This is a genomic window from Streptomyces sp. V4I8, from assembly GCF_041261225.1.
Taxonomy (GTDB): Bacteria; Actinomycetota; Actinomycetes; order Streptomycetales; family Streptomycetaceae; genus Streptomyces.
This window is the reverse complement of record NZ_JBGCCN010000001.1, coordinates 3420311-3436579: the sequence shown is the minus strand read 5'-3', so window position 1 is coordinate 3436579 and position 16269 is coordinate 3420311. Positions and strand designations below refer to the sequence as shown.

Genomic DNA, 16269 nt, shown 5'->3' with positions numbered 1-16269 from the left:
GTGCCTACCCTAAGAAGTTCTTGTGCGCAAGGTTTGGTGAGGAACTTTCCCGATCTCTGTCGGGGCGTCAGATCGGCGCACGGGGGCACGCGACGGCGCACGTGGGGCGGGCAGTTCGCAAGAGGGGCACGGTGATCCAGTAAGGCTTGCCTTGCCTAATTGTCGCTGATACGTTTCCGCAGCGAGCGTCAAGCCGGCCCACAGGAAGCTCACAGGTCGGCGTTCCGAACTCCACCGCACCCCAGCCCGCATCGCCGCACCCCCACCCCCACCCGCACCCGCACCCCGCATCGCCCCCCCGTACCGCCGCACCCCGCACCCACCCCCGAAAGGGATGTCTGCGCCATGCCCACGGGAGCCGCACCCATACGGCAGCTCGACTCGCACGCCGTCGACGAGCTGACCGAGACCGCCCACAAGATCCTTGCCGACTTCGGCAGTTCGGCCGCGCGGCCGGAACTGCTCCGCCGGGTCGCGACATCCGCCACCCGTCTGGGAGAAACGATTCGGCAAGCGTGTCGCCCGGTCGACACCGACGACGGCCTGTACGTCCTGCGCGGCCTGCCCGTCGACGACGACGGAATCGGTCCCACGCCCGGCAGTTGGGCCACGGCCGGCGACCGCGCCGCCGCCTGGGACGTGATCCTGCTGCTGCTCGCCACGGCCATGGGCCACCCCATCGCCTGGGAAGGGCAGCAGGAGGGCCGCTTCGTGCACAACATCGTGCCCTCGCCCGGCCACGAGGACGAGCAGACCGGCGCGAGCAGCACCGTGCTGCTCAGCCCGCACACCGAGGACGCCTTCCACCCCGGCCGCGCCCACCTGCTGCTGCTCGCCTGCATGCGCAACCACGACGCCGTCGCCACCACCGCCGCCAGCATCCGCAAGGTCCGCCTCTCGCCGGACGATGTCGCGCTGCTGTCCCGCCCGGTGCTGCCGATCCTCCCCGACGACGCCTACGCAGAGGCCCAGTCCTTCACGGGGCAGCAGCCGCCGAAGGTCCCCGCCCTGTGGCAGACCGCGGCCGGCCCGACCCTGCGCTACGACCCCGCCTACACCCCGCTCGACGAGGCACCCGCCGACTACCGCGCCGCCTACGACCGGCTGACCGCCGAACTCGAACGCGTCTCGGTCGCCGTCGCCCTGGAGCCCGGTGACGTCCTGGTCGTCGACAACGACATGGTCGTGCACGGCCGGGTGCCGTTCCGGGCCCGCTACGACGGCACCGACCGCTGGCTCAAGCGCGCCTCGGTACGCGTCCCAGGCCGCCGCAGCCGCCCCCTCGCCGAGGCGGACGAACACGGGTACGGGCAGGCCGCGCTCGTGGCCCTCGTGTGATCCCCCGTCACCTTCCCTGACCGATCCCTGGCCCGAATCCCCTGGTCCGAACCCCCTCGCACGAAGGGAACAGCCGTGACCGGCACCTCCACACGCACGGACGACACTGCCGCGGACGACAAGGCCCTGCGCATCCTGAGCACCAGCGACCTCGCGGGCATCGACATCTCCCTGACCGACGTGGTCGACGTGGTCGAGCAGGCGTACCGCACCCTCGCCGACGGCAGGTCCGCCAACCCGCGCAAGCTCACCGTCAAGCCCGAGGACGGCCACTCCGTCTCGTACGCCATGCTCGGCCGCGACGGTGTCCGCGAGGTCGTCGCGATCAAGACGTCGTACAAGCACGGCCTGGACAAGTCCCGTGAACAGCAGCACTACTACACGACCCTGACCGTCTACGACGACGTCACCGGACTGCCCCTCGCGATGATGGACTGCGGCCGCATCGGCTCGCTGCGCACCCCGGCCGTCTCGGCGCTGCTGGCCCGCGAGTGCGCGCCGCCCGGCAGCCGCAGCGCCCTCGTGATCGGCACCGGGACCCAGGGCCGTCTCGCGCTGCCCTTCCTGCTCACCACGCTGCCGGACCTGGACCGGCTCATGGTCTACGGCACCCACCCCGACGGCCTCGCCGCGGTCCGCGAACGGCTCCACCACTACTTCCCGGACCGGGAGTTGGAGGTGGTCGACGACGTACGGGCCGCCGCGGCCGACGCCGACGTCGTGGTCGCCACCGCCGGCCAGCACACCCCGGCCGCCGTGGAGTCCGACGACCTGAAGCCGGGTGCCCTGTCGATCCTGGTCGGCCACGGCATCGCGCCGTCCACGCTCCAGCGGGCGGACCGGGTCATCGCGACCAGCGAGGCGCAGATGAAGGTCACCGGCACCGACATGGCCGACGCGGACGGCAACTTCCCGGCCGTGGACGCCGAGTTTCCGGAGGTCGTGGCGGGACGCGCGGCCGGCCGGCGGACGCCGGACGAGCGGATCTTCGCGTACAACAGCGGGCTCGTCGTCACCGACATCGCGCTCGGTCACCGTTTCGCCCAGCTCGCCATCGAGCAGGGACTGGGGACGCGGGTGTCGCTGTGGCAGTGACCCGCACGACGGCGGCCCCGCCGCTGCCGGCCCACCCGGATCCGCGGCTCGACGCGATCCTGGCCGGCCCGCTTCCGCACGAGCTGTCGTACGCGATCGGCGGCCCCTTCCATCTGCTGCTGCCCGACCGCTTCGACGCCAATGCCACCGCCTTCGGAGCGGTGCTCGACGAGTTCGGCGTCGAGGGGCGCGTGTACTACGCGAAGAAGGCGAACAAGGCGGCCGCGTGGATCGAGCGGTGCGCCCTGTCCGGTACGGGAGTCGATGTCGCCAGCAGCGGTGAACTGCGTGACGCGCTGGGGTGTGGTGTCCGGGGCGAGGACATCGTCGTGACCGGTCCCGCGAAGGCCGACGCTCTGCTGCGGGTCGCCGTGCTCCAAGGGTGTCTGATCGCGGTGGACGCCCTCGACGAACTGGAACGCGTCATCGAGGTCGGGCGTCCCGCGCGTGTGCTGCTCCGACGCCTTCCGCCCGCCCAGCCGCACAGCCGGTTCGGGCTGGACGACGGGGAGTTGGAGACAGCTCTCGTACGGTGCCGGGAAGCCGGAGTCGTGATGGAGGGCTTCTCCTTCCACCTCTCCGGCTACGACCCCCTCCTGCGGGCCGAACTCGCCGCCGAACTGGTCGACCTGTGTCTCAAGGCGAGGGCGCTGGGCCTGCGCGCCGACCGGATCAGCATCGGCGGCGGGTTCGCCGTCGACTACACGGACGCACAGCACTGGGACCGCTTCCTGCGCGACCAGCGGCCCGAGCACTATCACGCGGGCAAGTCCTTCGACCCGGCCGACTTCTACCCGTACCACTCACCGGTGGCGGGCCCCGACGCGTTGCGCGCGGTCCTCGCCGCGGACGGTCTCGCCGGGCGACTGCGCGAGGCGGGCGTGCGGCTGCTCCTCGAACCCGGCCGGGCGCTGCTGGACCGGGCCGGCTGCACGGTCTTCCGCGTCCAGGGCGTCAAGGACCGACCCTCCGGATACGGCATCGTCACCGTGGACGGCAGCAGCCTGAGCCTGTCCGAGCAGTGGTTCAGCAGCGAGTACCTGCCGGATCCGGTGCTGCTGCCCCGCCCACGCGTCGCCGGGTGAGCCGTACGCGGCCTGCGTCGGCGGCGCCACCTGCCTGGAGTCCGACATGGTCACCTGGCGCAAGGTGCGCTTCCCCGCCCGGCCGGCCGTCGGCGATCTGCTCGTCTACCCCAACACCGCCGGATACCAGATGGACTCCAACGAGTCCCCCTTCCACGAGCTGCCGCTCCCCCCGAAGGTCGTCCTCGACGCCGCCGGCGGCACGACCCGCTGGCGGTTCGACCGCCATCCACTCGCCTGACTCTCTCCCCTCGAACACTGGAGCCATCCGATGGACAAGGCGCTCTCGCGTCCCGCTGTGGTCAGCCGGGTCTCCGACCTGATCGGCCACACCCCGCTCTTCGAACTGTGCCGCACCAACACCGGCAGCCGACTCCTGCTCAAACTCGAACAGTTCAACCCGACCGGCACCGCGAAGATCCGCATGGCCCGGCAGATGGTCCTCGACGCCGAGGACCGCGGACTGCTGCGCCCCGGCGGCCGTATCGTCGAGTCCACCTCCGGCAACACCGGCCTCGGCCTGGCTGTCATCGCCGCCGAGCGCGGCTACACCTTCACCGCCGTCGTCGACCATCACGCCGCCGCCGACAAGCTGCGCGGCATGAAGGCGCTCGGCGCCGAACTCGTCTATGTCGCCGAGGACGGGGACGAGGAGCTGGCGACGGCCGCCCGAGAGGAGTTCGCCGAGAAGCTGGCGGCGGACAGCGACAACGCCTACTTCACCGAGCAGCACAACAACCAGGCCAACGGGCACGGTTACCGACCGGTGGCGCATGAACTCGACGCCGCCCTGGACGGCCGTGTCGACATCCTGATAGGCGCCGTGGGGACCGGCGGCGGACTCTTCGGGACCGGCGGGGAACTGCGCAAGTCCGTGCCCGGGGTGCGGATCGTCGGCGTCGAACCCAAGGGGTCGATCGCCTTCGGGCCGCCCGCCCACGACTACTACCAGTCCGGTACGGGCACGCCCGAGGGCGCCACCATCGGTGCCATGGTCGACTACGACCTGCTCGACGAGGGCGCCAAGGTCGGCGACATCGAGGCGTTCGCCACCGCGCGCGTGCTGGCCCGCCGGATCGGCCTGCTCATCGGCGGCTCCGCGGGCGGGGTGGTGTACGAGGCCCTGACCCGGATGTCCTCGCTCGCGCCGGGCACGACTATGGTCGCGCTGATCAACGACGGAGGCGAGAAGTACATGGACACCGTCTTCAACGACGACTGGATGAGCGCCCGCGATCTCATCGCCCCGGCCGTCGAGCGCGAGATCGACGAGCTGCTGACCGAACTCCGCGAGAACTGACCGATGCCGACACCACTCCGCGAGAACTGACCGATGCCGACACCACCCCGCGAGAACTGACTCCGATGCCGACACCGCTCACCACCCTGCTCCGCGACAGCCGCGCCCTGGCGACCCTGGCCGTCCCGCTCGCGCTGACGCAGCTCGCCCAGGTCGCCCTCACCACCACCGACACGGTGATGATGGGCCTGATGGGCGCCGAGGCGCTGGCCGGCGGCGGCCTCGCGCTGGTCATCTTCAACCAGCTGCGCACCATGGGCGTCGGCCTCGTCACCGCGGTCGGCAACCAGGTGTCCGCCGCCTCCGCCCGCGCCGACGAGGACGAGGAACTCTCCGAAGCGGCCACGGAGGAGGTCCGGGACGTGGTCCGTGCCGCGCTGGCGCTGGCCACCCTGGCCGGGGCCGTCGGCGCGCTCGTCATCCTGCTGATCGGGCGGGCCGTGGCCTACCTCGGCCAGGACCCCGAGGTCGTCGACACCGCCTGGCCGGTGCTGCTCGCCCTCGCCCCCGGCCTGATCCCCTGCCTGTGGTTCCAGGCGATCCGCCAGTTCACCGTCGGCATGCGCCGCCCCCAGGCCCTGCTGCGCATCACCCTCGCCTCGGTCGCGGTCAACGTGGGCCTCAACTGGGCGTTCATCCACGGTACTTGGGGCATGCCCGAGCTGGGCCTGCCCGGCATCGGCATCTCCACCTCGCTGGTCTACCTGCTGACCTGCCTCGCCCTGTACGCCTCCGCCCGCCGCGACCCGCGGCTCGCCCCGCTGCTGGACGTCCGGATCTGGAAGGCCCGCCCGGCCACCCTGCGCCGGCTGACCGGCCTGGGCGTGCCCATCGCCGCCACCTACGGCTCCGAAGCGGGCTTCTTCTCGGTCGTCGCCCTGCTGATCGGCACCTTCGGCAGCGCCGCGCTGGCCGCGCACACCGCCGTCAACCAGCTGATCTACATCGTCTTCCAGATCGCGGTCGGCCTGTCGCACGCCGCGTCCCTCAACGTCAGTCGCGAACTCGCCCTGGACCGGATCGAGGCGGCCCAGCGCATCAAGAACACGGCACTCGCGTGCGCGGCGGCCGTGATGGCCGTGGTCGGGGTCGTCTACCTCACGGTCCCCGGCCTGGTGCTGCGCCCGTTCCTCGACCCGTCGTCCGCCGACGGGCACGGCGCGACCGACATCGCCACGAACCTGTTGCTGGTCGCGGCCGTCCTGCAGTTCTTCGACTGCGCCCAGAACATCGGCGTCGGCCTGCTGCGCGGCCTGGACGACACCAAGAGCGGTTTCCGGATCACCCTGGTCGGCTACTGGCTGATCGGCCTGCCCGCCGCCTGGCTGTTCGGGCAACTCGCTGGCCTGGAGACCGTCGGCGTCTGGCTCGGCCTGCTCACCGGCCTCGCCGCCACCGCGCTGCTCCTGCTGCGCCGCTACCACCAAGCCCTGTCCCTGCGCGCGGCCGGACAGCCGGCCACCGCCTGAAGCTCACGGCCGCCGCACGGACGGGCCCGATCAGCTCGTGCGCCCCCTGATCATGCCCGTATGGTTCCCATATGCCGGATGTTCAGCTCGCCAGCAGTCGCCGCGGCACGGGGGCGCCCCTGGTCGTGATCCGGCAGCTGGACCGGGAGGGCTGGGCGCCCGTCATCGAGCTGCTGATCCGCGAACGCGAGGTCGTGGCCGTCGACCTGCCAGGATTCGGCGACAGCCCACAACTGCCGGGCGGCACCACCCCCACCGTCCAGGCACTCGCCGCCGAGGTCGCCACCTGGTTCACCGCGGTCGGCCTCACCCGTCCGCCCGTCGTCGGCAACTCGCTCGGCGGCGCCGTCGCACTCGAACTCGCCCGGACCGGCGTGGTCGGCAGCGCCGTCGCCCTGTCCCCGATCGGCCTGTGGACCGGCCCCGAGGCCGCCTACGCGCTCGGCTCGCTTCTCGTCGCGCGCACGATGGCGGAGAGCCTCGGCCACCGCACGGCACGGGTGACCGGCAACCCCCTGGGCCGCACGCTCGCGTTCTGGCAACTCGTCGCGCGTCCCTGGCGGATGACGCCGGGAACGGCCGACGGCGCCCTGCGCGACCTGGCCCGCGCACCCGGCTTCAGAGCCACCCGTCGAGCAGCTCGCACCTACCGGCTGACCGGCTTCACCCCCGGCGTCCCGGTCACGGTCGCCTGGGGCACCCGGGACCTTCTGACGCCCCGGCACCAGGCCCACCGCGCAGCCCGGCTCCTGCCGGGAGCCCGCCATGTCCGGCTGCCCGGCTGCGGGCACTCACCCATGTCCGACGACCCCGGCCGGATCGCCGGCCTCCTGCTGTCCGCGAGTGCCGACTGAGGCAGCGGAGGCCACCACCTCCTGCGGACGCGCCGCCTCAAGCAGGGGACGCGCCCGCCCCCAGAAGCGGATGCACCGCCCCGAGAAGGGGCGTCACTCGCACACGATCTCGTCCCGCGGGGTGTAGTGCGTGCGGAACGGCTCCCTCTTCACCTCTCGGCCGTCGGCGACGAAGACCCGCTGCACGGTGACGTCGAAGCCCTCCAACGGGGTCTGCGGGACGCACCGTTCGTCGCTGTTCACCTTCTTCTCCGGCTGCTTCACGTTGGTGCGCGGTCCGGTGACCGACCCGATCTCGTCGTACTTCTTGGTGCCGAGGAAGGTGATGGTCACCGAGGTGTCGGTGGACTCCGCCTGGATGTAGATCGCGTTGCCGGAGTCGTTGTCGAACTTCAGGTCGAGGCTGCCCCAGGCGACCGTCGCCTCACGGCCCTCCGGGTAGCGCTCGATGTAGAACGAGTGGGCGCCGTACTCCACGGGCTTGACCCCCGCGAAGAACATCGCGTTGAACATGGTCGTGGCCACGGCGGAGACACCGCCGCCGGGCGCCTTGGTGAACTCGTCGTTGAGGATCATGATGCCGTCGACGAAGCCGTTGGCCTCGGTGCGTTCGCCGACGGTGCGGTTGAAGCTCCAGATCTTGTCCGGCATGACGACGGAGCCGTTGATGAGCTCCACCGCCCGGCCGATGTTCTTCGTGCGGTACGGCGCCGCTTCGAAGTTGACCGTGAAGGACGACATCTTCTCCGTCAGGCCCAGCCGCGCGGCGTTCTCGGCGGTCACCTGCGGCTGTGTCACGCGCGCCTCCACCTCGCCGGTGCGGTCGGTGCCCGACTTGGTGAGCAGGGGCAGTACGGCCTTGCCCAGCGCCTTGTCGGTGATCTGTACGCCGGACCTGGCGTCGTCGGCCGCCACGACCCGGTCGCCGTCCAGGCGCAGCGTGGCGTTACGGGGCTCGGCGGGCAGGCCGAACAGGTTGCGGGCCACCGCGGGGGAGGCGCGCAGGCCCTCGGCGTCGAGTTCCGGGGTGAGCCTGCCGGTGTCGTCCGGCCGCATCGTCAGGTACTCGCCGAGGACGTCCGGGGAGATCGTGAAGCGGCGGTCGGCCGCCGTGAGCCTCACCGGGGCCGACATGGCCGGCTGCGCGAAGTCGCGCACCGCCCGGCGTACCTCCTCCGCCGTGATCTCGGGTTTCGTCTCACGGGTGGGCAGGGCCGTCACGGCGCCCGCGTCGCCGCGCCGGAAGGACGCGCTCAGCGGGGCGACCGCGGCGTCCGTGTCCAGCGCGTAGCCGTTGTGCGGGGCGACCTGGCGGACCTCGCCGTCCGTGAAGGCGACGGCGCCGTCACGGACCTTCTGGTCGAGTGACTTCGCCAGCTTTCCGAGGGCGGCGTGGGCCTTGTCCTCGTCGACGCGTACGACCGGCTCGACGGGGCCGCCCGTGCGGAAGAGTCCGCCGATCACGGTGAGCGGGTCGATGTCGTCGGCCCGCACCGCCCGGTCGACGGTCTCCTCGAAGTCGAAGGTGATGCCGGCCCGCCGCGGATCGACCGTGCCCTCGCGGTCACCGACGGTCACGGCGAGGTCCCGCGAGCCGGCCGACCCCAGCCGCTCCTCCAGCTTCCGGATGGCATCCGCCCGGCTCAGGCCCCCGATGTTCACCCCGCGCACCGTCGTACCGGCGTCTATGTCCCCGCCCGCCATCAGCAGCCCGGCGAGATACAGGCCGCCGACACCGACGGTCAGGGCGCCGCCGGCCAGGGCGAGGGGCGGGACGGAGGTGATACGGGATGCTGAGGCGTTTCGCTGGACAGCGGGGACGCGCAGGCGCATGGGTCTCCCAGGCGGACGATCGACGGGACGGCGCGCCCGATGACGCGACGCTGTGCGCGAGGCAAGCACATCCAGCTAGCCATAATCGGGCGAAAACGCCTATGTCGCAGACCACGTATGTTCCGGATCACGCGCACGCCGCAGCGGCGACGGGTCGGAAACGGTGCGGGGCCCCTGCCGGGGTGGTCTTCGGCGGTGGGCGCGCCCCGGGTGTGTTGCCGGGCGTTTCTGTCGGCCTTGGGGGTGTCTGAGGGGCGTGGGGGGATTCGGTGCGGGGCCCTGCGGGCGCGATGGGGGCGTGTGGTGGGAGTCGCGTCCGGGTGCTTCTCGGGCGGTGGGCGTGGACTGCGTGGCTGGCCGGGTGGGTGGTCGTGGTCGGGCGTCGGAAGGGGTGTGTGCGGTGGGGTTTCGGTGCGGGGCCCTGTGGACGCGAGCGGGGTGTGTGGTGGGAGTCGCGTCCGGGGGGCTTCGGTGGTGGGTGGGGAGTGCGTGGCTGGCCGGGTGGGTGGTCGTGGTCGGGCGTCGGAAGGGGTGTGTGCGGTGGGGTTTCGGTGCTGAGCGCTGCGGGCGCGATGGGCGCGATGGGCGCGAGCGGCGCGTGTCGGGCGAGTTGCGGCGGGGTGGTCTTCGGTGGGGGGCGTGTTGGCCGGGCGGTTTGACCGTCTTCGGGCGTCTGAGGGGGCGTGCGCGGTCGGTCAGGGGCGTGGTGCGGGTCGCCTCCGGGTGGGCCGGTGGCCTGTACCGCGTGAGCTGTCGGAGCGTTCCTGGCCCCGGCCGCCGGTGCCGCGGCCGAGGCCCCTGCCGAACGGCCAATGGGAACGCAGCGCATCCGCACGGTCCGGCCGGCGGATGGGTTGCGTTCCCACGCTGGGGGGCGGCGTTCGCGTCACACCCCGGACTGCACCTCCGGCTTCTCGTCCTCGGCGGCCGCCAGGGCCCTGTTGCGGCGGACGGAGGCGAGGAAGGACGCGGCGATGAGGACGACGCCGATCAGGCCGGTGATGATCTCGCTGATCTGGTGCTGGATGGTGATGAGGAGGACCGTGGCGAGGGCGCCGATGGCGTAGTGGGCGCCGTGCTCCAGGTAGACGTAGTCGTCGAGGGTGCCCTGGCGGACCAGGTACACGGTCAGCGAACGGACGTACATCGCGCCGATGCCCAGGCCGAGCGCCATCCAGAAGATGTGGTTGGTGATGGCGAAGGCGCCGATCACGCCGTCGAAGGAGAAGGACGCGTCCAGGACCTCCAGGTAGAGGAAGAGGAAGAACGCCGCCTTGCCCGCGAGGGCGACTGCCGAGACCGGTTTGCCTTCCGCCCTGGCCTTCTCCTCCTCCTCGTGCTCGTGTTCCTCCTCCTCTTCGATCTTGTTCTCGAAGTGGGACGAGAGGCCGCCGACCGCGAGGTACGTGATCAGGCCCGCCACGCCCGAGAGCATCACCGTGGCCGCCTTGTCCGCGTGGCCCGTGCTGACGTGGGCGTGGGTGGCGAAGGTCATCGCCGTGGCCAGCAGGGCGACGAGCGCGACGCAGACCGACAGCATGTCGATCCTGCCGAGCTTGGCGAGCGGGCGTTCCAGCCAGGTCAGCCACATGATCTCGCGGTCCTCGAGAATGAAGTCGAGGAAGATCATCAGTAGGAACATGCCGCCGAAGGCCGCGATCGCCGGGTGGGCGTCGGTGACCAGGTCCTGGTAGCGGTCGGGGTCGTCGAGGGCGAGCTGGACCGCCTCGACGGGTCCGACCTGGGCGCTGATGGCGACGATCAGCACCGGGAAGACCAGCCGCATGCCGAACACCGCGATCAGGATGCCGACGGTGAGGAAGATCCGCTGCCAGAAGGCGTTCATCTTCTTCAGGATCCCGGCGTTGACGACCGCGTTGTCGAAGGACAGGGAGATTTCGAGGATCGACAGGATCAGTACGATCCCGAAGGCCTCCCAGCCCCACTGCCACGCGGCGAAGACCAGGCCGACCACCGTGATGGCGAACGACCAGCCGAAGGTTCGCAGCATCATCGCCTAGCCCTCCGCCTTCACGGCGAGGACCGGGCAGTCCACGCCCAGCAGGATCTGCTGCGCCGCCGAGCCCATGATCAGTTTGCCGACCGCGCTGCGTTTGCGGAGGCCGATCACCACCATGGACGCGCCCGTCGTCTCCACCAGGTCGATGATCTCCGCGGCCGCGTCACGGGCGCCCAGGACCTGACGGACGTCGAAGTCGACGCCCAGGGCCGAGAGGTCCTCGCGTACGTGGGTCAGATCGGGTTCCTGGGCGAAGCGGGGGTCCACCAGGGAGTCACCCTTGGTGGTGTTCACCACCAGCAGTTTCTCGCCTCGGCGGCGGGCCTCGTCGATCCCTGCCCGCAGGGCAGCCTCGCCCTCGGGGGAGGGGACGTAGCCGACCAGGATGGTCATCTCGAACTCCAGACGTCTCAGGTGGCGGCGTTTCGCGCGCGCAGGGGACTTACCACGAAACGGCGGATCAGCGGCCACAGCAGGACCAGCGCGATCACCGCATAGACCGAGTACGACACCGGACCGCCCACCAAACCCGACAACTCACCTCCGGACAACTGGAGGGAGCGCCGGCCCTGCAACTCCGCGCGCGGGCCCAGGATCACACCGACGATCAGCGGCAGGACCGGCAGTCCGAAGCGGCGCATGGCGAAGCCGAGGAGGCCCAGGGCGAGGAGGAGGAACAGGTCCAGGGGCTGGGCGTTGACGGCGTAGGCGCCCATCGACGCGAAGAAGAGGATGCCCGCGTAGAGATACGGGCGCGGGATCTGCAGCAGCTTCGCCCACGCCGGAGCCAGCGGGAGGTTCAGGAGCAGCAGGAGCAGATTGCCTATGAAGAGGCTCGCGATCAGGACCCAGACCAGGCTCGCCTCGCGTTCGAAGAGCAGCGGGCCGGGCTGGATGCCGTACGACTGGAAGGCCGCCAGCATCACGGCCGCCGTGGCGTTCGTCGGGAGGCCGATCGCCAGCATGGGGACCAGGGTGCCCGCCGCCGACGCGTTGTTCGCGGCCTCCGGACCCGCCACGCCCTCGATCGCGCCCTTGCCGAACTCCTCGGGGTGCTTGGTCAGCCGCTCCTCCGTGGCGTACGACAGGAAGGTCGGGATCTCCGCGCCGCCGGCCGGCAGCGCGCCGAAGGGGAAGCCGAACGCCGTCCCGCGCAGCCAGGGCTTCCAGGACCGCTTCCAGTCCTTCTTGCCCATCCATGGGCGCCCGACCGGGATCACCTCGGCCGGCTTGCGCCGCAGATGCGCGGCCACCCACAGCGCCTCGCCGACCGCGAAGATGCCGACCGCGACCACGACGACGTCGATGCCGTCGGCCAACTGCGGTACGCCGAGCGTGAGTCGCTGCTGGCCCGACACCGAGTCGATGCCGACCAGGCCGATCGTCAGACCCAGGAGGAGCGAGATGAAGCCCCGGACGCGGGACGAGCCCAGCACCGACGTCACGGCGATGAACGCCAGCAGCATCAGCGCGAAGTAGTCGGGGGCGCCCAGGCTGACCGCGAAGTCGACCACGAACGGGGTGATCAGAACCAGCAGGAGGGTGCCGATGGTGCCCGCCACGAAGGAGCCGATCGCCGCCGTGGCCAGGGCCTGGGCCGCGCGGCCCGCCTTCGCCATCTTGTTGCCCTCGATGGCGGTGACCACGGACGAGGACTCGCCGGGGGTGTTGAGGAGGATCGAGGTCGTCGAGCCGCCGTACATGCCGCCGTAGAAGATGCCGGCGAACATGATGAACGCCTGCACCGGCTCCATGCCGTAGGTGACCGGCAGGAGCAGGGCCACCGTCATCGCCGGGCCGATGCCAGGCAGGACGCCCACCGCGGTGCCGATGACGACACCGACCAGGGCGAGCAGCAGGTTCAGCGGGTCCATGACGTCCGCGAAGCCCTGCATGAGGTTGTTCAGGTTGTCCGTCACGGGCCAGGCCTCACAGGATTCCTTGCAGGACACCGGCGGGGAGGTTCACGCCGAGGCCTATCGCGAACGCGTAGAAGGTCGTGAGCGAGAGCGTCACCGCTATCAGCAGGTTGCGGACGTAGTGGCGGTTGCCGAGGGCGAACGCCGTGCCCCAGAAGAGCAGGGCCCCGCTGATCACCCAGCCGAGCCGCTCGATGAGCAGGGCGTTCGCCACGAACACCGCGATCAGCAGCAGGACGGTGCGCCAGTCGCTGCCGCTCGACAGGTCGACGTCCTCGCCGCCCTCCGGCTCACCGCGGCCGCCCCGCGCCACGTCCACGGCGTACAGCACCGCGAGCAGCAGGAGCAGGCCGCCCAGGAGCAGCGGGACCGCGCGCGGGCCGACCGGGTCGGTGCCGCTGGTGATGTGCGGGATGCCGAGGGCGTCCACGATCACCGCGGTGCCCAGCAGGGCGAGGAACACGCACACGCCGTACTGCGCGCGGTCCCCGCCCTCCCGGGGCGGACGGGAGTCCGCCACGATCCCGTCGTCCTTCACCGGGGAGCTCATGCCAGCCCGAGCTCGGCCAGGATGTCGGCGACCGCCTTGTCCTGCTCGGCGAGGTAGGTGCCGAACGCGTCGCCGGTGACGAAGGAGTCGACCCAGCCGTTCTTCTCCAGCTGCTCCTTCCACTCGTCGGAGTCGTGCATCCTGGTCAGCGAGTCGACCCAGGTCTTCTTCTGCTCGGCGGTGATGCCCGGAGGGGCCACGATGCCGCGCCAGTTGGTGAAGACCAGGTCGATGCCGGAGTCCTTGAGCGTGGGGGCGTCCTTGAGCGCGTCGATCGGCTTCTCGCTGGTCACCGCGAGGACCCGCACCTGGCCGGCCTCGATCTGGTCGAGGAACTCACCGAACCCGCTCGCCCCGAAGGCGATCTTGTTGCCGAGGATGGCCGGCAGCAGCTCCCCGCCGCCGTCGTACGAGACGTAGTTGACGTCCTTCGGCTTGATACCGACCGCCTTCGCCAGCTGCATCGGGAGGAGGTGGTCGGGGCCGCCCGGGGAGGAGCCGCCGCCCACGGCGAGCTTCTTGGGGTTTTCCTTCCAGGCGGTGACGAGGTCGTCCATCGTCTTGTACGGGGAGTCCTTCGGCACGACGATCGCGCCGGCCTCCTCGATCAGCTTGGCGATCGGCGTGGTGTCGGTCAGGGTCGCCTCGGACTTGGAGGTGTACGAGGCCCCGACGACGCCCAGGCCCATCTGCATGGCCATCTTGCCGTTGCCCTTCTCGTTCACCAGACGCTGCAGGCCGACCGTGCCGCTGGCGCCGGGCAGGTTGAACACCTGGACACCGGAGGCGACGTCGGTGTCCTGCATGACCTGGGTGACGGTGCGGGCGGTGAGGTCGTAACCGCTGCCCGGGGTGTTCGGGACCATGAGGCGCAGCCCCGTCACGGGCTTCCCGTCGCCGCCCCCGCTCCCCTCCTCCTTGTCGGCGGTGGCGCCACAGGCGCTGACCGCGACCATCGACACGGCGGCAAGAGCTCCGACAACTGCGGCTCGTCGAGTTCTCATGGCTCATCTCTTTCGCTCGGCCGGATCCGGCGCCATGATTGTGCGATTCCTGAGACACCCCGTCTCGGTTCTGTGACCATTGAAGGTTGAGTTCATAGTGGTCATAACGGCACGACAAAAGCGGAGCCAGACGCTCGCCGGTGAGCTGCTCGTATGGCAGCTCGCCATTGTCGTGATCGTGCTGGCCGCCGTCGCGGCGGTCTCGCTGGCGCAGTCGAAGGCGACCTTCGACCGGGTCGAGGGACGCCGGGTGACCGCGCTCGCCGAGGAGCTGGCGGGCAACCCCCTCGTGCGCACCCAGCTCGTCCGGCCCGCCCCGGCCGAGATGCTGGCGCCGCTGCTCCAGTCCACGCTCACCAGGTCCGGCGTCACCTCCGCCACGGTCTCGAACGCCGCGGGCGAGATCGTCGCCTCGACCAACCCCACGCTGGTCGGCACCCGGATGCCGTCCGACGGCCCGCAGGTCGCCGACGGCCGTGGCTGGTCCGGCGAGCTGCCGGTGAACGGCGTCATCGAACTGGTGGCGCAGGCGCCGGTGCTCGGAGCGGAGAACAGGAACGCCGGGGACCACCTCGGCACCGTGATGATCGGGCGGGCCTCGCCGTCGGTCGGGCAGCGGCTGGTGGGCGCCTCGTCCTATCTGCTGGTCTACCTCGGCGTCGCCAGCGTCCTCGGGGTGGCCGGCTCCTGGCTGCTGGCCCGGCGGATCAAACGGCAGACCTTCGGCATGGAGCCGCGCGAGATCGCCGGGCTCGCCGAACACCGCGAGGCGATGCTCTTCGGGATCGCCGAGGGCGTGGTGGCCCTCGACCCGCAGCAGCGGCTCACCCTCGTGAACGCCGTCGGCCGGGGGCTGCTCGACCTGCCCGAGAACTGCGTCGGGATGAGCCTGGCCGACCTGGGGATCGAGGGGCGGCTGTACGACGTCCTGGCCGGCACCGCGGACGACGAGGAGCCGGGCGCCGCGCGCCGGGACGAGGTCGTCGTACGCCGGGGCCGGGTCCTGGTGATGAACCGGATGGACGTCACCAAGGACGGCCGCCGCCTCGGCTCGGTCACGACCCTGCGCGACCGCACCGAACTCGCCCAGCTGGAGCGGGAGTTGGGCTCCTTCCGCAGCACCACCGAGCTGCTGCGCGCCCAGGCCCACGAGTTCTCCAACCAGCTGCACACCATCTCCGGGCTCATCCAGATCGGCGAGCACGACGAGGTCGTACGGTACGTCCGCGCCCTGCGCAAACACCGCGAGTCGCTCGACCTCAACCTCACCAGCCGGGTCCGCGACCGGGCCGTCGCCGCGCTGCTCATGGCCAAGTCGGCGCTCGCCGCCGAGCGCAAGGTGCGGCTGAAGATCTCCGAGCGCACGGCCCTGGACCGGCTGGAGCCGACGGACTCCGCGGACGTGGCGACCGTCCTCGGCAACCTCGTGGACAACGCGGTGGACGCGGCCGCGAGCGGGTCCAGGGCGAGCGGGGCCAGGGCCGGGGAGGACACCCAGGAGGCGTGGGTCGAGGTGGAACTGCGCCAGGACGCCTCCAGCGTGGAGATCGTCGTACGGGACTCGGGGCCGGGCGTGGCTCCCGAGCTCGCGCAGGAGGTGTTCTCGCACGGGTTCACCACCAAGGCCGCGCAGGGCGGCGACCGGGGGATCGGCCTGGCGCTCACCCGGCTGGTGTGCAAACGCCGGGGCGGTGAGGTGTCGGTGGCCAACACGCCGGCGGGCGCCATGTTCACCGCCCGGATGTCCGTCGGCCGTCCGGCCGACCGAGCGACGGAGGGGGTCAGATGACGGAGAGAGTCCG

General features: G+C 71.1%; 14 protein-coding genes. 8 read left to right on the top strand and 6 right to left on the bottom strand.

All coding sequences use genetic code 11. The features are described from left to right. Window positions 1–345 precede the first annotated feature (345 nt). The 7 genes from ABIE67_RS15600 to ABIE67_RS15570 all read left to right on the top strand — a co-directional run bounded on the left by ABIE67_RS15600 (window position 346) and on the right by ABIE67_RS15570 (window position 7141). Window positions 346–1338 (top strand): TauD/TfdA family dioxygenase, encoded by a 993-nt coding sequence (locus ABIE67_RS15600; protein ID WP_370257467.1) that lies wholly within the window; start codon window positions 346–348, stop codon window positions 1336–1338. Between the two features lie 75 nt (window positions 1339–1413). Further along, window positions 1414–2433: an ornithine cyclodeaminase family protein gene (locus tag ABIE67_RS15595; protein WP_370257463.1), complete on the top strand. Its 1020-nt coding sequence runs from the start codon at window positions 1414–1416 to the stop codon at window positions 2431–2433. Beyond that, the gene (locus tag ABIE67_RS15590; protein ID WP_370257461.1) at window positions 2430–3518 is read left to right on the top strand and encodes a Y4yA family PLP-dependent enzyme; all 1089 of its coding nucleotides are present in this window, start codon (window positions 2430–2432) and stop codon (window positions 3516–3518) included. Before ABIE67_RS15595 ends, ABIE67_RS15590 begins: the two co-directional genes overlap by 4 nt. 46 nt (window positions 3519–3564) lie before the next feature. Next, a complete protein-coding gene (locus ABIE67_RS15585; protein ID WP_370257458.1) occupies window positions 3565–3759 on the top strand; it encodes a hypothetical protein in 195 nt (64 codons plus the stop codon). 30 nt (window positions 3760–3789) lie between these two features. Further along, a complete protein-coding gene (locus ABIE67_RS15580; RefSeq protein ID WP_370257454.1) occupies window positions 3790–4818 on the top strand; it encodes a cysteine synthase family protein in 1029 nt (342 codons plus the stop codon). Window positions 4819–4883: 65 nt separating this feature from the next. Further along, the gene (locus tag ABIE67_RS15575) at window positions 4884–6287 is read left to right on the top strand and encodes an MATE family efflux transporter (protein ID WP_370257452.1); all 1404 of its coding nucleotides are present in this window, start codon (window positions 4884–4886) and stop codon (window positions 6285–6287) included. A 71-nt stretch (window positions 6288–6358) separates the two neighbouring features. Further along, window positions 6359–7141, top strand: coding sequence for an alpha/beta fold hydrolase (locus ABIE67_RS15570; RefSeq protein WP_370257448.1), 783 nt, complete (start codon window positions 6359–6361; stop codon window positions 7139–7141). Window positions 7142–7234: 93 nt separating this feature from the next. On the opposite strand, the gene ABIE67_RS15565 is transcribed toward ABIE67_RS15570, so the two are convergent. From ABIE67_RS15565 to ABIE67_RS15540, 6 genes are all read right to left on the bottom strand, one after another. Beyond that, window positions 7235–8974, bottom strand: coding sequence for a VanW family protein (locus ABIE67_RS15565; RefSeq protein ID WP_370257446.1), 1740 nt, complete (start codon window positions 8972–8974; stop codon window positions 7235–7237). Window positions 8975–9860: 886 nt separating this feature from the next. Next, complete coding sequence (locus tag ABIE67_RS15560) at window positions 9861–10988, bottom strand: DUF475 domain-containing protein (protein WP_370257445.1); 1128 nt, start codon at window positions 10986–10988, stop codon at window positions 9861–9863. A 3-nt stretch (window positions 10989–10991) separates the two neighbouring features. After that, complete coding sequence (locus tag ABIE67_RS15555; RefSeq protein WP_370257444.1) at window positions 10992–11387, bottom strand: universal stress protein; 396 nt, start codon at window positions 11385–11387, stop codon at window positions 10992–10994. Between the two features lie 17 nt (window positions 11388–11404). Next, the gene (locus ABIE67_RS15550; RefSeq protein ID WP_370268635.1) at window positions 11405–12889 is read right to left on the bottom strand and encodes a tripartite tricarboxylate transporter permease; all 1485 of its coding nucleotides are present in this window, start codon (window positions 12887–12889) and stop codon (window positions 11405–11407) included. A 34-nt stretch (window positions 12890–12923) separates the two neighbouring features. Continuing rightward, window positions 12924–13463, bottom strand: a complete 540-nt coding sequence (locus ABIE67_RS15545; RefSeq protein ID WP_370257443.1) for a tripartite tricarboxylate transporter TctB family protein — start codon at window positions 13461–13463, stop codon at window positions 12924–12926. Further along, window positions 13460–14419, bottom strand: a complete 960-nt coding sequence (locus tag ABIE67_RS15540) for a Bug family tripartite tricarboxylate transporter substrate binding protein (protein ID WP_370268633.1) — start codon at window positions 14417–14419, stop codon at window positions 13460–13462. Before ABIE67_RS15540 ends, ABIE67_RS15545 begins: the two co-directional genes overlap by 4 nt. Before the next feature lie 145 nt (window positions 14420–14564). Between ABIE67_RS15540 and ABIE67_RS15535 the strand changes: the two genes are divergently transcribed. Then, window positions 14565–16256 (top strand): ATP-binding protein, encoded by a 1692-nt coding sequence (locus ABIE67_RS15535; RefSeq protein ID WP_370268631.1) that lies wholly within the window; start codon window positions 14565–14567, stop codon window positions 16254–16256. The last annotated feature ends 13 nt before the right edge of the window (window positions 16257–16269 follow it).

Excerpts from the sequence above, each read along its gene's own strand:
- ABIE67_RS15600 (WP_370257467.1), top strand. The coding sequence starts at position 346 with ATGCCCACGGGAGCCGCACCCATACGGCAGCTCGACTCGCACGCCGTC.
- ABIE67_RS15585 (WP_370257458.1), top strand. The coding sequence starts at position 3,565 with ATGGTCACCTGGCGCAAGGTGCGCTTCCCCGCCCGGCCGGCCGTCGGC.
- ABIE67_RS15580 (WP_370257454.1), top strand. The coding sequence starts at position 3,790 with ATGGACAAGGCGCTCTCGCGTCCCGCTGTGGTCAGCCGGGTCTCCGAC.
- ABIE67_RS15575 (WP_370257452.1), top strand. The coding sequence starts at position 4,884 with ATGCCGACACCGCTCACCACCCTGCTCCGCGACAGCCGCGCCCTGGCG.
- ABIE67_RS15570 (WP_370257448.1), top strand. The coding sequence starts at position 6,359 with ATGCCGGATGTTCAGCTCGCCAGCAGTCGCCGCGGCACGGGGGCGCCC.
- ABIE67_RS15565 (WP_370257446.1), bottom strand. The coding sequence starts at position 8,974 with ATGCGCCTGCGCGTCCCCGCTGTCCAGCGAAACGCCTCAGCATCCCGT.
- ABIE67_RS15560 (WP_370257445.1), bottom strand. The coding sequence starts at position 10,988 with ATGATGCTGCGAACCTTCGGCTGGTCGTTCGCCATCACGGTGGTCGGC.
- ABIE67_RS15555 (WP_370257444.1), bottom strand. The coding sequence starts at position 11,387 with ATGACCATCCTGGTCGGCTACGTCCCCTCCCCCGAGGGCGAGGCTGCC.
- ABIE67_RS15550 (WP_370268635.1), bottom strand. The coding sequence starts at position 12,889 with ATGCAGGGCTTCGCGGACGTCATGGACCCGCTGAACCTGCTGCTCGCC.
- ABIE67_RS15545 (WP_370257443.1), bottom strand. The coding sequence starts at position 13,463 with ATGAGCTCCCCGGTGAAGGACGACGGGATCGTGGCGGACTCCCGTCCG.
- ABIE67_RS15540 (WP_370268633.1), bottom strand. The coding sequence starts at position 14,419 with ATGGTCGCGGTCAGCGCCTGTGGCGCCACCGCCGACAAGGAGGAGGGG.